This is a genomic window from Brevibacillus sp. HB1.2 (genome assembly GCF_013332495.1).
In the GTDB taxonomy this organism is placed as follows: Bacteria; Bacillota; Bacilli; order Brevibacillales; family Brevibacillaceae; genus Brevibacillus; species Brevibacillus porteri.
Genome location: NZ_JABMIU010000007.1, coordinates 123,548 through 142,783 on the forward strand (window position 1 = coordinate 123,548; position 19,236 = coordinate 142,783).

The following is a 19,236-nucleotide window of genomic DNA, read 5'->3' on the forward strand; positions in this document are numbered from 1 at the left end:
CTACCAGGTAAACGTGATTTTGTCGCCCTTGATTTGATAGCGAACCGTGTAAGTCTGATTCTTCTCTTTGATGCTGACTTCAAACACAATTGCTTTTTTTGTCAGATCAGGCTTGACTGTATTGACATCCAACATATCAAACGGCTCGTTTGCCTTTTTCTCCATTCCTACAATTTCTATCTTTTCATGGGTAGTAACATGATAAACTCCCACACCCATCATTGTCTGATACAAGATCCAGTTGTTGTCCAGCCATGTTACTTCATCGATAAAATAACCTGGAAATAGTTGGGCTTGCGGTGTGTAGTCTGGCTGATAGAAGCGAATATTCGCGGTATTGTACAAATTGTCTGAATCAACCACCGCGATTTTTTTCTTGTCTGGTGATGGGATTCCAGCTTTTTTCGCCAATTCGATTTTTTCTTTTTCGGTTTCGATTCTCAGTTTTTCGATCAAAAACAGGGAATCTTCATTGGAAAAGACAATGTTTTTTACGTTTTTCAAATCATCGAGCTTGTCTTTGCTCGCAAAATTACTGTAGATGGTTAGCGTTGCATCATCTGGCATACCATTGTAGGCGATGCCTCTGGATGGATACTCCCACGCATATGTACCGATTCCTCTGAGGTGGTACGAAAAATCCGGTTTACCCCATGCTCCAAAGATAGAAAAATCAGCATATTCTGCGGGTGCCCCTAATTTTTCACCATAGTCTTGCAAATTTTTAGCCATATCAACAAGTGCATTTGTATCGGCGATCTGATCACGACGATAAATGGAAATGGCTTTTACTTTATCCTGAGCAAACGTGAAAAACAAGTGAAAGCCCTGTTCCGCATAGCCAATCAACTCAAGCTTTTCATCGGAAAAATGCGGCTTACCCAAGACTCGGACGATCTCGTCTTTTCTAGTAGCGGTCGTAATCCCTTTTACAACTTCGCCTTTATAGGAAGGTTCAACGAGAACGGCAAACGCTTGCTTGTTTTCGTCCCACTTCATACTGATTCCTTGTGGGTAATACACATAATCATCAAATTCTTTTCCGGATTTCCCCAGTAGCTTCGTAAGCGAATCTTGTTTCCACTGATGGGAAGTGAAGGTATTCACGAGCAGCCCTTTTGACAAATCTGCTGGTGCCTGCACGGAAGTTCCTGTACCGCTTTGCGGCGTCGTTGGCATTGTCGTTGATGCACTTGCTGCGAATGCTGTCGAAGCGAACAAACAGCAGGACAACAGTAGCATTATCGCTTTCTTTTCCACTTCATTCCCTCCCAAACTATCAGCATAACTGTACAACCATCCCCATAAAACAACGGTTATCCCTAAATTATACCAGAAATAGACAAAATCCGCTAAACGGATTTTTTCATCCATGATCCATGTAACAGAATAAAGCGTCCTTCCCCCATGTTGTGAAGGAAAGGACGCTTTTCGATGCACGGTATTTACTTCGATTCGCCGTTGAGATAATGAAAGAACGGTTGATCTACCCAAAATTTGTATGTCTCTACCTTTACTTTGTCATTCAGCTTTTGGAAACCTTCCACGACTTTTGGTGATTCTTCATTCAGGGAGAAAGACTGCACGACATAACGGCCATCTTTTAACACGTTGTTCGTGATGACAGCATAATCTGCCAGCTCCGTACGGGAATGATAAAGCGGCTGCCACCAAGAAGCCTTGAGCAATCCGGTCATGTCTTCTTGATCCCGTTTAGCATATTTCAAAACAAGTGGCTGAAACTTCTCTTTCTCTTCTGCACTGTCGAATTCCAAGCTGAGATCGTACTCCTTGGCGTACGCAATGTAGTTGCCGTTTTCAATCTGAACCACTTGATAATCGGCTGTTTGAACGGGCTCTCCCCATTCCTTCAAGTAAATGAAGGCAGATGTCTTCGGCTCAAATTGAACCTTGGCATTTACGCCTTCACTTTTTAACAGGCCGATTAATTGAATGGCGTGAGCAATATCACTATGCCCATACGTAATCGTGCGCTGTGGATCAAAATGAGGATCGAATGCGGCATCCTTCAGATTGTAGCCAGTAATCAGGTTTTGCTTCAAGCCTTTGTCTACAAGCTCTTGCAATTCACCAGCTTTAATAATTTGCGATTCGTTCCACGCCTGTGCGAGCTTGCCAAAAATCTCTTCATCGGCGATTGAGCCCAGATAGTTTTTGGCAGAGCCATGGAACTCTGCTACTTTTGCAAGTAATTGACTCGCAAGCTCTGCGGATACTGCCCCTTCTACAGAAGCAGACTTCAAAGCATTGGCGGACACAAGCCCCGTGTCAATAGCTACAGCCAGCTCTTGTGCCGCCTGCAAGGTAAGCGTGCCGCCTTTTTTATACGAAATCCCTGCTTTTTTCAAGGCAGCCGCTACTTTTTCCTCGCTATATGTATACCCGAGTTCTTTTAACTCAGCAGCTTTTGCAGCAGCGCTTACCGCTTCCCATACAACCAGCTTGGAGGCATCTTTGGATTCAGGCAAGAAAGTTTTGGCTGACAAGTCTTTTTCCGATATACTTGTAGTAGTAGATACGATCTTGAGCAACGCTTTCTCAAATTGCTCGCGAGTTACCGTCTTGTCAAAAGTCACACCGTATTGCTGCTGCAAAAAGCTGTTCCACTCTACGTGTGCTTCTACCGTTGTTTTCGTTGTTGCACCTACTGCAGTTGGAAAAACGAGCGCCGCTGAGAGTACGGCAGCTGAAGTGGAGAGTTGTAGCCATTTCGCTGATCTGTTCATGAAGAATCCTCCTGACGTATGAAGACGAATCATATTAATATTATTCCTATGCGTTTACTAGGTATATAATCAATTACATTAACACTCCTGCATTCATCCTGTCAATAACTAGAATAACCCGAAATCCTCCCACAATTGGAGGCTTCGGGTTATTTTTTACTCGTTCTTATTTTTCCAGTTCCGACCATTTGTTTACTTTCACTGGCGGTGTGTAATCTCGCATACGATCTAGCAAAATAGCGGGATCACTCTCGCACAGGATCAATTCGCCCTGCATAGCGGGAATAAATCCGGCTTCAGTCGCATGCTCCACCATTTGCATCAACGGCGTATAGTAGCCATCCACGTTCAACAGTCCGATTGGTTTTTGGTGAATGCCAATTTGACCCCAGCTCACCACTTCAAAAATTTCTTCAAAGGTACCCAATCCGCCCGGCAAAGCAATGAAGCCATCAGACAAATCGATCATTTTCGCTTTGCGCTCGTGCATCGTCAGGACCTCATGCAATTCTGTCAGCCCTTTATGTACGATTTCTCCACGGAATAATCCGGTAGGCATGACGCCGATTGCTCTGCCTTCACCTTCCAGAACTGCATTTGCAACGCGTCCCATCAGTCCCATGCTAGAACCACCATAGACCAATTCAAGATCACGAGCGACCAGTTCTTTTCCCAACTCCTGTGCGTACCGCTCAAAAAGTGGATTTACACCCGGATTGGAACCTGCATAAACACAAATACGTTTCATGTCATCCTCCCAAAACTTGTTGAAGTAGAATGGCTTTTCCAGAATTTCTTTGCGTGTAATATAATTATACTAAAATCAGGAAGGGACAGATACATATGAATATAACTGAGTTTCAAAAATGGGTCGGAGATTTTTATCAAGAACGTGGCTGGACTGGGTATGGTCCGTTTATTCGTGTAGGATTTCTGATGGAAGAAGCTGGCGAGCTGGCAAGAGCTGTACGCGCCATTGAAATTGGCCGAGATCGTCCTGATGAAGGGGAAAAGCCCGCAGAGGAAGCTCGGCAGGAGCTGGTGGAAGAGCTGGGCGATGTACTCGGGAATTTAATCTTGCTGGCAAACCAATACGAGGTTCCTTTTGAAGAGATATTGGAAGCACATCGAGCAAAGCTGCAAAAGCGCTATCAAAAATCGGAGACTGAGTAAGAACATGCAGGAGGATTATGACCGAGATGGAATCAGCTACTTGATAGCTATGGAGCATCTTGTTTTTCATTTCCAGCTTCATCGTTGAATGAATACAGCGGTAGCCTAGGTTTTTCGCATCTCCTAGTCTGCCGCTGCTTTCATCTATTCGTCTTTTCGTCCAAGCTACTCCTACTCCAATGTATCGAAGGCTTCTTTCATAACCTGTGCAATAAAATCAATATCATCACTCGTCGTGGTAAACGGGGGCGAGAGTGTCAGCACATTATTGAAGCCCGGAATGGTGTCGCCATTACGACCGATGATTAGCCCACGCTTCTTGCACTCGGCAATCACCTGTGTTAATTTCGCTGGCGCCGCGGGTTCCTTCGTTTTGCGATCCTCTACCATCTCAATCCCCATCAGGAAGCCAAAGCTACGAATGTCTCCAACGTATGGATGATCTGCGAGAAACGCCAGCTTGGCACGTAATTCTGCACCGAGCTCCTCCGCTCTCTCCACCAGGTTTTCCTCTTCTAAAATTTCGAGATTTTTCAGGGCAAGCGCGCATGCCGCCGGATTGCCCCCGAACGTATTGACATGACGGAAATGCAGATTATTCCCCTGCTCATTGAATTTGTCTGCGATTTCTGCCCGCACAGCCGTTGCGGAAAGTGGCAGGTAGGCGCTCGTAATACCTTTAGCCATGGTCACGATGTCAGGCTTGATTCCGAAGTTTTGGTGGCCGAACTTTTGACCTGAGCGACCAAATCCGCAGATGACCTCGTCTACGATCATCAACACGCCGTACTTATCGCAGATTTCCCGCACTTTTGGCATGTATTCGGGCGAAGGCACGAGGACGCCTCCCCCGGTAATGGTCGGCTCCATGATGACCGCTGCCACTGTCTTTTCGCCTTCCCAATTGATCACTTGATCGTAATATTCGGCGCACTCCAGATTGCATTTGCCGTACGATTTTCCTGCCGGACAGCGATAGCAGTAAGGTGGCGGTACATGAAGGAAGCCTGGTGCTAATGGCTCGTATTTTTCCTTGCGTATGGATTGACCCGTTGCAGCAAGAGCCCCCATCGTATTTCCGTGGTAAGCCCGATGTCGCGAAATGAATTTGTAACGACCCGACTCCCCGTTCTGGTGATGGTATTGACGGGCAATCTTGAATGCGACCTCGTTCGCTTCAGAGCCGCTATTGGAAAAGAAAACGCGATACTCCTCGCCAAGCCATTCGCTGATCTTCTCGGATAGACGAATAGCAGGGACGTGGCTTTGTGTGAGTGGAAAATAAGCCAATTGCTTCAACTGCTCGTAAGCGGCGTCTGCGAGCTCCTGTCGGCCATAGCCAACGTTGACACACCACAAGCCTGACATTCCATCCAGGTACCGATTCCCGTCGATATCCGTGATCCACGATCCGCTCGCTTCCGTTACGATCATTGGATTGGGATTGTAGGGGGACATATGGTGCCACATATGCGAACGGTCGGCATTCAGCAAGCTCTCTTTATCAAAATCTTTCGTCACTTGTCCTTGCTCCATCGCACAATCCTCCTTATTTTTTCGTAAGCGGTTATTTTACAAAAACTTTTTGCGAGCCAATGCTGGTATCTCCATCTTCGAACCATCTGGATGTGACCGTTTTTTTCTTCGTGAAAAAGAGGACGCCATCCTTTCCATTTGCATGTAAATCACCGTAAAAGGACTGTTTCCAGCCTGAGAAAGCAAAGAAGCCCATCGGAGCAGGCACTCCTACATTGACACCGACCATCCCCGCTTCCACCTGCTGAACGAATTCTCTTCCCCATTTTCCATTGTTCGTATAGATGGTCGCCCCATTGCCAAAACGCGAGCGACTAATCGTCTCCAAGCCCTCTTCAAAGTCTTTCACACGCATGACACTCAGGACAGGCGCGAAAATCTCGTCTCGGACAATGACCATCTCGGCATCTGCCTTGTCAAAAATCGTTGGCCCGAGGAAGTAACCATCCGGCAGCCTTTTCGCATCCTCGCGACCATCCCGTACCAGCGCGGCGCCAGACGCAACACCTTTTTCAATGTAGTCATGTACTTTGGACAAGTGCGAATCACGGATGACTGGCCCGAGATCGATGCCCACCTCCAAACCATTCCCCATTGCGAGAGCATTGGCTTCCTCGATCAGATTCGTGATCAGCTCATCAGCAATCTCTTCAACAGCTACTACAGCACTGGCTGCCATACACCGCTCTCCTGCGCAGCCGAATGCTGAGCTCGTAATTGTTTTTGCCGCGCGCTTCAAATCCGTGTCAGGCATGACCAAATGATGATTTTTCGCCCCAGCCAGTGCTTGCACACGCTTCCCGTTCGCCGCTGCTGTCTTGTACACGTATTCCGCAACCGGCTGCGAACCGACGAATGAGATCGCTTTTACGTCCGGATGCTCCAACAAACCATTGACGACATCATGCGCTCCGTTTACGACATTGAATACACCGTCTGGTAGCCCTGCTTCCTTTAGCAGTTCAGCAATTCGAATCGAAGACAGCGGCGTACGCTCTGAGGGCTTCAAGACAAATGTATTTCCTGCGGTAATCGCAATCGGGTACATCCACATCGGGACCATCACAGGGAAGTTAAATGGTGTAATCCCGCCGACTACCCCCAAAGGAAAACGGATCACCTGACTGTCGATGCTGTTTGCGATATTGGGCAATGTTTCTCCCATCATCAGTGTCGGCATCCCACAAGCGAACTCTACCATTTCCAGCCCACGCAATAGCTCTGCCTGTGCCTCAGGCAGATTTTTGCCGTTCTCCATGGTGATCATCCGGGCGAGTTCATCCTCGTGTTTTACGAGAAGACTATGAAAACGAAACATAATGCGCGCACGATCCACGACAGGCGTAGCACTCCAGCTCACAAACGCTTCCTTTGCAGCAGCAACAGCCTTGTCCACGTCTTCTCTCGTCGATAGTGGCACGCGTGACAACAATTCTCCTGTTGCTGGATTGGGTACATCTTCAAAGCGTGTCGTCAGTGAATCTATCCACTGCCCCCCAATGTAGTTTTTCAACGGATTTCCTACGATAGCTGTGTTCATCTCTTCAACTCCTCACGTTCAATTCATTGACAATTCCATTTTATCCAAAAACAATGCCTGTCAGCACTAGACAAAGCGTAACGCATTACGTAGGGTTAATCATACAGAGTGTAAATGGAAGAGGTGATCCTGATGAGCAACGATTTGCGCCTGACCATTGCAGAAATTATCAAGCGGCCATTGTTTCAACATGCCCAAGTGGTGGCGGGGCATCGCGGCCTGTCCCGACCTGTTCGCTGGGTTCACGTCTTGGAGACTGCTGATACGGGACAGTTTTTAAATGGCGGAGAGTTGATCCTATCTACCGGGCTAGGATTTGGCGAAGAAAAGGAAAAGCGACTTGCGTATTTAACAGAGCTCATTCGGCGAAAAGCAGTCGGGCTGTGCATCGAGCTGGGACGTTACATTCCCTCCATCCCTGAAGATATGCTAGAGTTGGCGAACCACCACCAGCTTCCGTTGCTCGTCTTTCATCAGCCCGTCCGCTTTGTGGACATCACGCAAGATTTGCACGAGCATTTGATCCATGCGCAGATGCAAGCACTTCGCAATCTCGAAGCATACTCTCGCAGTTTGCAACAGCTCAGCCTACAGGCTGCGGGCATACCCAAGCTCTTGCAGCATTTTCAGCTGGCAGTTCAGACGCAGGTCTTCTATTACGCACCAGATGTCTCCACACAATTTGCCCCGGTAGTACCGCATGATGTTGCAGTGGAGATGAGCGATTTGATGCGGTCTCATTTTTCCGAACTGGATAGTAGTGAAGCTGGCGTCCGCTTCCTTTCTCTCTCTGCGACCAGACAGCTTGCCTATCAACCAGTGATGGCAATGGGGCACGTGCTCGCTTATGTCGGCATTGTTTTGTATGAACGCAGTCCGGATGAGTATTTGCTCCTGACCTTAGACAATACAGTCAGCGCGATGGCCCAAATTTTAATGAGGAAAATGTTTGTGGAGGAACAGGCGCTTGCTACCGAAAACCGGCTGTTTGATGATTTGATTGCCAACCGCTCCATACCTGAGGAACAAATGCGTTCCTTACTCGGTATCACAGGTAGCGGTAAAGCATCGGCCTATCACATGATTCTTTTATCGTTTGAGAAGCCGAAGAACCTGGCCGAGGACTCCCTTCCGCCGCACGATCTGACAGCTATCTTCCGTTCCCTATTGGCTCGTCATCGCTTTCGTCCTTTCATACGTTGCATGGGCCATCGCTTTTACTTTTTGCTAATCGAGCAGCAGCCTCTTGCAGATTCCCGTCGTACCCTGGAAAAAGCCTTTCGCGACGTCAAAAGAATCATGACGCAAATGCTAGGAACGGATGTTCAAATATGGATGGGGGTCAGTCGAACCGGAAAACGGTTGTCTGACGCTGGCCGACACCTCGCAGAGGCGGAGCAGGCACTGGCTTTTTGCCAAGAATCATCCAGTCCGTTTTTCGCTGATCTCGGATTGTTCCGACTCCTATTCCACGTACCTAGTGAGCCTGTGTTAAAAACCTTCATAAGCGATTATCTAGGCCCGCTGTTAGCCCATGACCAAGCACACGGCTCCTCGCTCGTTCATACGCTGCGTGTCTATTTAGATGTCAACCTGTCCAAGCAGGAGGCTGCGGAAAAACTGTTCATTCATCGACAAACGCTCTATCATCGCTTGGAAAAAATCGAAGAAATTCTCGGTGAGGATTACATGGCAACGCAAAACAGGATTTGCCTGGAAATCGCTCTGCGAGCGCGGGAATGGTTAAGAAAAGAAGAGCAACATCAGTAAAAAAAGACACAACCTTTCATCCGATCAAAAGACGAAGGTTGTGTCTGTTATTTATTTTCCTGGCTTTTTCATATATAGGCGATACTTTGCTTCTTTTCCATCCGTCAACACAACGCGAATATTGTACAGACCGGATTTTTCAAGATTCACCGATAGTTGTTCTGGTTTGTCGGTGCTTGTTGCAGCAGCGAGCTCTTGTGAACGACTGTTAAACACGTACAAATCAATATTTGCATTCTCTTCCCACTCTACGGACAATTCCAAATCACCAGGCTCATTAACACGGATCAAATACTCCATGCTTTTCTGCTTCTTCGTCAGTTTCCCTGTTCGCGCAGGTTCTTTGTCTACAACTGGCGGTTTTTCCTCTTCCTCTTCCTCATCATCCGTCTTTTGCCATTTTCCCGTTGTTGCTAGCGCATACGGCTGAGGTCCTTTCGGGATGTTATAGCCTTCGACCGTCACGGTGTAGGTTCCCTCTTCCGGCTCGGTAATCCACACTTGCTCGACGTTGTTAAGGTTGTCCACTTCGTCGTTGTACGGGGCCTCAAAAAAGTCGTTGCCGTTCAGTTTTTCTCCACTCGGTGTCGTCACCTTCAGATTCAAATCGTTGACGAGCGTACGCTTTGCGACAATGGCAGCAGGATAATCCGTCCACGCAAGTGTAATTGCCAAAGGCTTGGAATCATCCGAGACCTTGACCTTATACGTAACTTTTTCACGGGTGCGAATGCCGTCCTTCACGTCCTTGTAATTCGTTTCAATTGCCTGCTCCAGATTAGCTCGGCCGAAGCCTTGCTCTCGCATGTCTTCATCCAAGTTGTCTGCACTCGTCAACAGCATGGCTTTTACTAATGCACCACTCGGATTTTTTTCCCCTTCGTCCTGTAAAAATTCCCGGATTTGTGCCACACCGCCCGCTAATATCGGCGTAGCCATGCTCGTTCCGTTCATATACGCGTAATGCTCATTAAAACGCTTGTAGAAATTTTTGCTCGGTGCCAGTGAAGAGCGCGTGGACAAGATCGCTGAACCAGGCGCGACAATATCAGGCTTCAGACGTCCGTCGTCCGTTAAGCCGCGACTGCTCGATACCCACACGTCGTCCGCTTTATCGGAGCTCTTCCCCAAGTTGGGCCGAACATTTTCCGTGGCGCCAACGGCGATGACGTTTTTAGCAGTGGCTGGGCTCCCAATCGTTTTATAGCCTTTCTCGCCATCGTTTCCAGCCGCAATTAGCACCGTCATATCTGGATGCTCCCATAAAAAGCGATCAAACAGAAGCGATGATAGGCTGTACGCTCCCTTATCATTCGTTCCCCACGAATTGGAGTGAATGCGGGCTCCCTCTTCGTATGCTTCCTGCAAAATCGTCTCAACATCCGTGTTGAGCTTCCCTTTCGCGGTTTCTATGGAATGGAAAACGAGCTTCGCACCCGGTGCCGTTCCTTTATACTGTCCATCAGATGCTTCTCCTGTGCCCACAATGGAGCCAGCAACATGCGTACCATGACCGTGGACGTCACTCGCATCATTCGGTCGGCCAATTGAAATGAGCTTCTCAATCTGGCCTTTAAAATCTGGATGCATCGTTTGAAGCTTCCCTGTATCCAGTCCGGTATCGGCGACTCCGACAATTTGTCCCTTGCCTGTATACCCTGTCGAGGTCAGCTTGTCCGAACGAATGATGGTAGCTGCCACATCATTGTGTAGCTTGTTTTCTGGCACAGGGACGACAGCAATAACATCATCTGATTCGACCACTTGTTCAATCGTTTCTTGATCCATCTTAGCGATAGATATATGCGGAGCATCTTCTGGCGTTTGAATGTCTCGTATATCTTGATCCTCTGTCATTTCCGTCATCGCTCGAAACATGTCCACCCGTTGATTGAAACCGATGACGGCAACCTCGACCCGCTCTCTATTGCCTCCTGAAAAGCGAAGCTCTGACGATACTTTGGACTTCGGTGTAAACGCCATGACGTCTTCGACAAAGGACAGCTCCTCGACTTCCCTTCTTACCTGTTCATCCTCCATTTTCGCGATGAATGCATAATCCGGTATGTAATCACCAAGCGTGACGCCGATATCTTCCAGTTCTTCTTTCCACTCCTCACGAACAGGACCAGATAACTGAATAACGACGAGCTCGGACTCTCTCTTTTTCGACGTAAGCTTGTCCAGTGCAAGACCCTTATCGGCTTCGATCTGGATATTGCCCCGACGCTCTCCCTCTTGCTTGGCATCCGCTGGAATGCCCTCCAGCGAAAGTGTCAGAACAAGTGTCGTGCATAAAGCTGCCTGCCATTTTTTTCGCAAACCAAACACCCTTCCCCCATGGCGTAATGTAACCATTTCTATCCATTATAAGAGAAAGGGTGAATTGTCAAAAGAGTAGGAAGGCATAGAGATGGGACAAAAACTAATTTTTTGCCCCATCCTCTTCTACCGTCCACTGTAATAGCTGTTGAAAATCGGCCCATGCCAACTGCATCAGCATTTCTTGATTCCATTCTTGCTTCGGAATATCCATCAGTCGCACTGCCTGGTTCTGGATCGCCTCTTGCAATAGATTATGGCTAAAACGACCGTTGCCATTCAATCGATGATCACTGACTGCTTTATCCAAAGACTGCGAGATCATTTCCAGCACGTTCTTCTCAATCGCATACCCTACATCGCATGCAGCCTGTTCAAGAATGTGCACGAGTTCCTTCACGGTGTAGTCGGGGAACGCAATATATTTTTTAAACCGCGACAAAAGTCCAGGGTTGCTCATCAATAATGAATTCATTTCGAGTGGGTAGCCTGCGAGGACCACGACCAGATTCTCTTCGTGTTTGGTCATCTCTTCTACGAGCGTGTCAACCGCTTCCTGTCCAAAATCCCGCTCTCCTCCACCGAGCAGCGAATACGCTTCATCGATAAACAAAACGCCGCCCAAAGCTTCTCGAACTTTTCTGCGAGTAAGCGCTGCGGTCTGACCGACATACCCCGCTACCAAGTCGGCTCTACTCGCCGTAACAAGATGACCACGTTTCAAATAGCCGATTTCTTGCAAAATCTGCGCATACAGTTGGGCAACCGTCGTCTTCCCTGTGCCTGGATTCCCAGTAAAGACGGCATGCAGCTCAATCGGACTTTTCGGCAGGCCTCTTGCTGCACGTTCTTGCTGGACGGACACATACGCAGCGATTTTTTTCAGCTCCATTTTCACTTGAGCAAGACCAATCAACGCTTGCAGTCTAGCTTCTGCATTCCTTTCTTTTTGCGGCGGATCGAAGCCACGGACATCCTCGGGTTTCAGAATCGTAAAGTCATCCCATTTGAGTTCCTTACCATCTGTCTCGCGTCCTTTGGCAAAGATTGCATCGAGCACGATATTTGTAACTGCCCGTGCATTGCCAAACGTCTCGTCTACTTGCGCTTTTTCAATGCGCTGGCGCAGCGTAATTTTTGCCGCCTCTGTCAGAGTAAAATCGTTCCGTACGGCTACTTCTTCTGCGATTTGCACCAGCTCGTCCGCCTGATAGTCCGGCAGTAAAAAGTGGCCCGTCTCTGGAAAACGGCTATTCAGCCCAGGATTGGCGTACAAAAAATGACGCATTTCTTCGGGATAGCCCGCCAGCATCACGACAAAGCGTCCTGCATACTCGCCACTCGTCATAGCGGATACAAGCGTGTCAATCGCCACTTGTCCGTAATCACTGCCGGAGCTATCTGGGCGCTTCAAGCTGTATGCCTCATCGATAAACAAGACGCCGCCGTCTGCCTGCTTGATTGCTTCCATGACGCGCTGTTCTGTCTGTCCCACGTAAGCGCCGACCAACTGAGAACGATCCACTTCGATGAGCTGTCCCTTTGCCAACAATCCGAGCTCCTGATACAGCTTGGCGATCAAGCGAGCCAAGGTCGTCTTCCCCGTTCCTGGGTTCCCCATCAGCACGAGATGAAGAGGGAGCTGGTCTTTCATATGCCAGCCCTTTTCTTCGCGCAGCTGGCGATACTGTAGAAATTGCGCTAGCTGCCGAACCCGATGTTTGATCTCGTCCAGGCCGATCAACCGCTCCAATTGCTCTAAAGCACTCAAATCTTGTTGAGTCGCTTTTTCGCGATCTTCTACCTTTTCGTTCCTTTGCGGCAGGAGCTTTTCCTTCTGTTCTTGCTGGTTAGTTAAAGCGCGAATCGTCTCTTGCAATTGGACGAGCATTTCACTGGAGTAAAAGACCCCGGATAAAGACGCTCCATACGCTTGAACACGTTCTTGCAATTGAATTAATAAATTTTGTCGTTCCGTGTATAACAGCACGAGGCCAGCAGCCGTAGCTTCCGCCTCCGCATCGTTCCATTTTTGCGCTGCCTGTAGCGTCTCTTCAGCAAGAGAGCGCCACTTCGTGATTTCAGCCAGCTCATTGGTTGCCTGCTCTTCCAGCACCTCAACTGTTCTCCTGCGCATGACGACGTTATCCGTTTCACGCACGGACTTGAATTCAGTGAGAAAGGCATGGGATCGCAACTGTGAAAAGTACAGCTCGAGCTTAACTTCTCCAGCGTAGCGAAAATCAGGGGCTAGTTGAAGCGCACGATCTACCCATTCAGCTGCCAGCGTATGGCCTCCTGTTTTGTGCATCCGCAAAGCAGACATTCGCGTCAACACCATCGCTTCCATCAAATCAAGCTCTTCGCCTGGATGTTCTTGGCGATGCTGTTCGAGCATTTGCAGGAATGTCAGGCATTCGCCTTCGGATAGTGACTGGATGCTGGACGGATTTTCGCTAAAACCTGCAATCAGTACCCTCGGGTCCCGTTCTTCTTGATGCTGCATCTTTTGATTGCTCCTCCCGCTCCATTGTTTCATCCCTGTTGTAGCATATTTAGCCGAACATGAAAAGTCTGTCCGAACATTAGAACTCCCCTTGCATGCTCGATGCGGTTTTTTTCACCTTTTGACGCGCGAACAAGGTCGCCAAAGTGATGAGGATACCGGCCATACCAAATTCAAGCCAGACCCCGCCCCATTCTAACAGCATCGCACCTACAACCGGACCTGCAGCCATCCCCGTATAGCGGATGAAATTGTACACACCAATGGACGTTGCACGCTCTGCTTCAAATACTTCGGATAGCAAAATCGTGTGTGCAGGCATACCTACACCTAAGGTTAAGGCAAACAGCGTACTTGTTACCACAAGCAGCAGAAAAGAAACATCAGCAGCAGTCATAAAAAGAAACATCGCCAAAGCATTTAAACCGGTCGTCATCAGTAATGTTTTACGTGCTCCCCATCGATTTTGCAATACAGCAGACAGCTTGCTACTGATAATAAAGACGACTGACACGAGCAAGAAAACCAATCCGATTATTTCAACGGAGACTGCGTAATGGTTCGTCAATTGCACAGGGAGAAACAGCAGGAAGCAATAATAGGCATACATTTGGCTAAAACCGATCAAAATGACAGATGCACCAACTGGGTGGAGCAAAATATTACGGAAAGACCCTAGTGTAAAACCGCCTGATGATGTAGCTTGAGCCTTTTTCGTTTCGGGTAACAATACAGCATTGATGACGACGAGAAAGACTGCACAGATCGCCAAAAACAAAAAGACCGCAGAATGTCCGCCGATGCCGCCAATCCAGCCTCCTAACAGTGGACCAAGTGCCGGACTGAGCGCAAGCAGCATCTGATAAGTACCCATCGCAGATGCACGTTGGATTCCTGTAAATATGTCACCAATGATCGTTGCGGCTACGATCGGAATGGCAGCAAACCCCGCCCCTTGTAAAGCCCGAAAAAATAGTAGCCCATAAATAGAATCGACCAGATAGCATCCGATTGACGCGATCGTAAATAGGATCAGGGCAGGTATCATGACACGTTTTCGGCCGAACCGATCGATAAATGGTCCGTAGATGATTTGCATAATCGCGAGCATGACGGTAAAGATTGAAATGGTCCAATTTATCATGGTTGCACTCGTCTGAAACTCTTTTTGCATGGCTGGTAAAATAGGCATGAACAAATTTTGCGCGAACATACCTAGCATTAGCGTTATCCCAAGTAGGTACAGTACTTTTTTTGGATTCATGGTTTCTCTCCTCTTATCTCTTTAATATTGTGTCCTTGGAAACAATTTTCGTAAAAAAATAATGAACACCAGTTGCATAATTCCCCTAATCTTCTGTTGCTTCTCTTATGACCTCATCCAAAAATGCCAATTCAGCAGGATTATACCTATCCAAGAATCGGTACACGTCCATCTCCAGTCGTTGATGGTAGTGTTCGTGAATCTCGTTTACCATTTCTCCTGCTGATGTCAGCCGAAAAAAAACTTCCTTCTGATTGTCTTCGAGCTGATAGCGCTCGAGTAATCCTTTTTTCAAAAGCTTGACTGTTATTTTGGATATCGCACTCTTTGTTACCCCAATATGCTGTGCAATTGTCGTAACATTGACTCGATCTTTTCCCCCTACCTCTTGAAGGACGTGGAGCTCTGTTACGGATAACCTACCAACTTTATCGTAATCAGGTACGCTGCTTTTGATATCGCGCAATAGCATTTCTTCACGTAGCTTGCTGCGCTCCTCCTGTTTATGTAGAAAGGTGATCCATCGATTCCAAAGCTTCGTTTTCGGGTCCAATGCCATCAGCTCCTCATCTATTTCGAACTTTGTTTCTAAGGAAACAAAATAACCTTATCATGAGATTTCCTTTTGCGCAAGAAAAAACCGCAGCCCTGCATTCGCAAGCTGCGTTCCGAGACCAGTCTCTATCCATTTAGATTGCCCAATTCCTTGTCCGCACTGAAATGAGCACGAGCAGCCTCAAACACTTCACTTTCTGATCCGGCCGAGATTTTAAAGCTCGATACCACTTTCTTGCCGCATCGTACTTGAACATTATACTGTGAATCTCCATCATACGTTGACTCGAAATGATAATCTTCACCATTGACCTGAATGGTTCGTTCCATGGTTACACCTCCCACCTTAGTGTGACCAAGCAACATGGCAATCATCCAATACTTTGTTGCAAAGAAATCGTTTTTCCCGTTGCAGCTGACTCCATGGCCGCTTCGATAATCAAAAGGGCGATAAGCCCATCTTTTCCTGTGTCGTGATGATATGATGCATTTCGTTCGTCGAGCAGTCGCTGATCACTTGAACCTCAGGATGATGAACGACCTCCTGCCAGCTAGCCGCTACCGTACCCCCGTACTTTGCAATCAGCTTCTGTGCACGATCCGGATTAGCCGTTCATTTGCATTGGAACCGCAGACAATAATGCCTACTTTTATGCTCATGATTGCTCCTCCTTTGTGTTGAACCCTTGACAGACTCACCTGTCGTAAAAGTTATTCGCTCTAGGAAGTTGTTAGAGGGCACAACGCTGGTTCAACAGCACTGTGCCCCGTTTCCCTTTTTACAAATCAGCAATGCGATGCGCTTTTTTTCGCGCTACTCTCTTTTCGCGCATCCCCTCAAAGATCGAATAAAGAACAGGAACCAATACAAGCGTTACGAGCGTGTGAAAAATCAAACCCGCAATTACCCCGGTAGCAAGCGGCGCCTCTAGTTCCGCTCCTTCCGCAACAGCGAGTCCCATCGGCAGCATGCCGAGTATCGCGGTCAGCTTGGTCATGATTACCGGACGAACACGATCGCGCGTCCCCTGTACAATCGCTTCTTCCAACCCCATCCCCCGTGAACGGAGCAGATTGATTCTGTCAATTAACAGAATCGCATTGGAAACAACAATTCCTACTAGCATGACGAGCCCAATCATCGCCATCTCACCAAAGGTTCGCTGCGTGACCACGAATCCGAGAATGACTCCCACCAAGGCCATAGGCAGCGACAGCATGATAATAAACGGCTGAGATAATCTCCCAAACTGCGCCACCATAATCACATAGATGAGGGAGACGACTGCTACCAAGACGATGATTCCCTGGGTAAAGGTGTTATTCTGTTCCTTCAAATCGCCAGCGATCTCGATCTTGTATCCAGCGGGCAATTCCACAGTGCCCAGTTTCTCATTGATTTGTCTGCCTGCCGTACCAATGTCCGTGCCCAACAGTTCTGCTGACACGGTGATGATTTGTTCTCCTTTTTCATGCTTGATTGTGATCGGAGATTTGCTGAAATGGAAATCGACCAACTCGTGTAACGGCACCTGTGAGCCTGTTTCGGTTCGAATCATCGTGTGTTGGAGTTGGTCAGGATGTGTCACCCATGTCTCTGGAAATCTGGCAACAATCGAGGTTTCGATACCATTTTGACTGATTGTAGATAGGGATTGCTCCCCAAGCAGCATGCTGATTTGGCTGTCCAATGAATCTGAGTCAACCTGTAATTGAGACATTGCCTCCTGATTTGGTGTCAGCGTTACTTTTTCCTTCCCTCTTTCAAAGTCATTCCGAATGTTGACTACACCGGGGATGCTCCCCAGCATTTCTTCTACTTTTGTGGAAACTGACCGGGAAACCTCTAAATCTTCGCCCGCGACCTGCAACTCAATAGGTGCCGATTCACCTGAGAAGCCAAATGTCAAACTCGTCCGTTCCACTCCGTCAATGGCATTCAAGCGCCCGTTTACTTCTTGCATAAATTCTTCTTTCTCTTGTGTTCGTTGCGACTTGGTCACTAATGTAATATTTAACTCGACGGTCTCTTTCTTTGCCGTAAAAAAGACTTGATTGACGTCAGACAACTCTCTCAATGCTTTTTCCGCTTCAACTGCCGCTGTTCGCGCCTGTTCCAAGCTAGTGCCATCGGGCATCGTGAGCGTGGCAAAAATTTGATTCTCATTGGCATTCAAGCCATTTCCTATTTTTATCAATGGGAAGAGACCCAATGCCCCTACAAACACCGCAAGAGCCACCAGCAATGTGAGAATTCGATGACGAAGGGTTATCAGCAGTAATCGCTGAAAGAGAGAAACAATCCGATTTTTCCCTTTTTCGCTAGGGGACTGCAACTGTTTATCGTGTTGAAGAAAACGCTCGGAAAAAATGGGAACAAACAGAAAAGCTGCAATCGTTGACGCAAGAATGGTAGAGGTAACGGTAAACGCAATGGTATGAAGAATAGGCTTCAGCCACTGTTCAAAATCCGCGACCACAAGCGGTAAAAACACAATAATCAAAGTTAATTGGGAAGCAAAAACAGGTGCTATGACTTCTTTTGATCCCTGAACGATGGCCTGCTTCAGCTGCATTCCCTTTTCTCTCAAATGATAAATACTCTCCAGAACAACGATTGCGGCGTCAACAATCAATCCGATTGACAAACTCAGTGATATCAATACCACCATGTCAATGTTATATCCGGCAGCTTTCAAAGCGATGAAAGTCATCAGAATGGAGAGAGGCAGCGTCGTTGCAATGACCATCGTCACACGCCAATTTCGCAGGAATACCCAGAGCACGAGGATTGCCAATATTCCTCCAATGACAACATCTCGACTCAAATTGGTGATCGCTTTTTTAATAAAGGAGACGGATTCAAACATGACTCTCAGCTCGTAGTTTCCGCCCGCCTCATTATTGATTTGCCTCACAACTTCCTCGACTTTTTTCTGTGTAGTGATCAGGTCACTCCCCGCAGCACGCTTTACACTGATTTGTACAAAGAGGTTTCCTTCTGTCATGGAAATTGCGTCCTTCACGCTTCCGCGTAGGTCACTCACCGTTGCCAATTGTTCGAGTGCAACCTTGCCCTTGGGTGTCTTGATCAAAATGTTTTTGAACTCTTCTACATTTTTTAAGCTGTTGTCAATCATCACAACGGTGTCGAACCCCGGATTCTCCAATATCCCCACAGCTTTTTTCCAATTGGCACTCTGAAGCTGACCAACAACATCCGCTGCTGTCGTTCGATAGGCAGTAAGCCGTTCAGAAAGAAATGTTATCGCAACCTTATTTTCAAAACCGTCCTCGGATATGACCACTTCCTTCACACCCGGGACGGATTCTATTCGATCCTTAATGGTCGTCTTCAGCAAGGTGAGCATGGTCTGTGTATCGGTACCCACCATTGCGTAGTCGATTAAGTCCTCATCACCTAAATTCGTTTGCGTGACCGTAACGGTATCCACTACTTTGGGAAACTCGTTGCGCAGCCGATTCACAATATTTTGTGTCTCTTGTTTGACCTTTTCACCTTCCCCATCCTCTGAAAGGATCGAGATGCCAGAAAACCCCGTCCCTGTTTTCGATGAGAAATTTTTAATGCCAGCCACAGATTTCAATTCCTGCTCTATTTTTTTCGTGACCTTTTCCACCATCTCTTCAGGTGGCAGCGCTCCTCCTGAAATATTCACTTCAATCCAAGGCAAATTCGTTTTCGGTACAAGCTCCACGTTGAAGGAAAAGAGAGCACCGATTCCGGTAAGCACGATAAGGAATGTGCACAAATAGAGGATCACTTTTCGTTTCAGCAAAAAGAGAATGACCTTGTCCATCG

The 19,236-nt window shown here is 47.6% G+C and carries 13 protein-coding genes; 2 read left to right on the plus strand and 11 right to left on the minus strand.

Annotation, left to right across the window (positions count from 1 at the left end; genetic code table 11):
- The 3 genes from HPY28_RS17715 to HPY28_RS17725 all read right to left on the minus strand — a co-directional run bounded on the left by HPY28_RS17715 (position 1) and on the right by HPY28_RS17725 (position 3,495).
- The gene (locus HPY28_RS17715; RefSeq protein WP_174231064.1) at positions 1–1,260 is read right to left on the minus strand and encodes a hypothetical protein; all 1,260 of its coding nucleotides are present in this window, start codon (positions 1,258–1,260) and stop codon (positions 1–3) included.
- A gap of 185 nt (positions 1,261–1,445) precedes the next feature.
- Positions 1,446–2,747 (minus strand): hypothetical protein, encoded by a 1,302-nt coding sequence (locus tag HPY28_RS17720; RefSeq protein ID WP_174231065.1) that lies wholly within the window; start codon positions 2,745–2,747, stop codon positions 1,446–1,448.
- Positions 2,748–2,913: 166 nt separating this feature from the next.
- Positions 2,914–3,495: an LOG family protein gene (locus HPY28_RS17725; RefSeq protein WP_017249115.1), complete on the minus strand. Its 582-nt coding sequence runs from the start codon at positions 3,493–3,495 to the stop codon at positions 2,914–2,916.
- A gap of 95 nt (positions 3,496–3,590) precedes the next feature.
- On the opposite strand from HPY28_RS17725, the gene HPY28_RS17730 reads away from it, so the two are divergent.
- Positions 3,591–3,920, plus strand: coding sequence for a MazG nucleotide pyrophosphohydrolase domain-containing protein (locus tag HPY28_RS17730; RefSeq protein WP_017249116.1), 330 nt, complete (start codon positions 3,591–3,593; stop codon positions 3,918–3,920).
- A gap of 171 nt (positions 3,921–4,091) precedes the next feature.
- On the opposite strand, the gene HPY28_RS17735 is transcribed toward HPY28_RS17730, so the two are convergent.
- On the minus strand, positions 4,092–5,456 hold the full coding sequence (locus HPY28_RS17735) for an aspartate aminotransferase family protein (protein WP_174231066.1): 1,365 nt from the start codon (positions 5,454–5,456) through the stop codon (positions 4,092–4,094).
- Between the two features lie 31 nt (positions 5,457–5,487).
- Positions 5,488–6,996 (minus strand): CoA-acylating methylmalonate-semialdehyde dehydrogenase, encoded by a 1,509-nt coding sequence (locus HPY28_RS17740; RefSeq protein ID WP_174231067.1) that lies wholly within the window; start codon positions 6,994–6,996, stop codon positions 5,488–5,490.
- Between the two features lie 132 nt (positions 6,997–7,128).
- On the opposite strand from HPY28_RS17740, the gene HPY28_RS17745 reads away from it, so the two are divergent.
- Positions 7,129–8,766 carry a PucR family transcriptional regulator gene (locus tag HPY28_RS17745; RefSeq protein WP_017249119.1) on the plus strand — a complete coding sequence of 546 codons (1,638 nt, stop codon included), beginning with the start codon at positions 7,129–7,131 and terminating at the stop codon, positions 8,764–8,766.
- 51 nt (positions 8,767–8,817) lie between these two features.
- On the opposite strand, the gene HPY28_RS17750 is transcribed toward HPY28_RS17745, so the two are convergent.
- The 6 genes from HPY28_RS17750 to HPY28_RS17775 form a co-directional block, all read right to left on the minus strand.
- Positions 8,818–11,097, minus strand: a complete 2,280-nt coding sequence (locus HPY28_RS17750) for a S8 family serine peptidase (RefSeq protein ID WP_017249120.1) — start codon at positions 11,095–11,097, stop codon at positions 8,818–8,820.
- Positions 11,098–11,191: 94 nt separating this feature from the next.
- Positions 11,192–13,594, minus strand: a complete 2,403-nt coding sequence (locus HPY28_RS17755) for an AAA family ATPase (RefSeq protein ID WP_017249121.1) — start codon at positions 13,592–13,594, stop codon at positions 11,192–11,194.
- A 79-nt stretch (positions 13,595–13,673) separates the two neighbouring features.
- Positions 13,674–14,858: an MFS transporter gene (locus tag HPY28_RS17760; RefSeq protein ID WP_174231068.1), complete on the minus strand. Its 1,185-nt coding sequence runs from the start codon at positions 14,856–14,858 to the stop codon at positions 13,674–13,676.
- Positions 14,859–14,943: 85 nt separating this feature from the next.
- Complete coding sequence (locus HPY28_RS17765; RefSeq protein WP_254613153.1) at positions 14,944–15,417, minus strand: MarR family transcriptional regulator; 474 nt, start codon at positions 15,415–15,417, stop codon at positions 14,944–14,946.
- A gap of 122 nt (positions 15,418–15,539) precedes the next feature.
- Complete coding sequence (locus HPY28_RS17770; protein WP_026043127.1) at positions 15,540–15,743, minus strand: hypothetical protein; 204 nt, start codon at positions 15,741–15,743, stop codon at positions 15,540–15,542.
- Between the two features lie 449 nt (positions 15,744–16,192).
- Positions 16,193–19,234 (minus strand): efflux RND transporter permease subunit, encoded by a 3,042-nt coding sequence (locus HPY28_RS17775; RefSeq protein ID WP_017249125.1) that lies wholly within the window; start codon positions 19,232–19,234, stop codon positions 16,193–16,195.
- Positions 19,235–19,236: the final 2 nt, after the last annotated feature.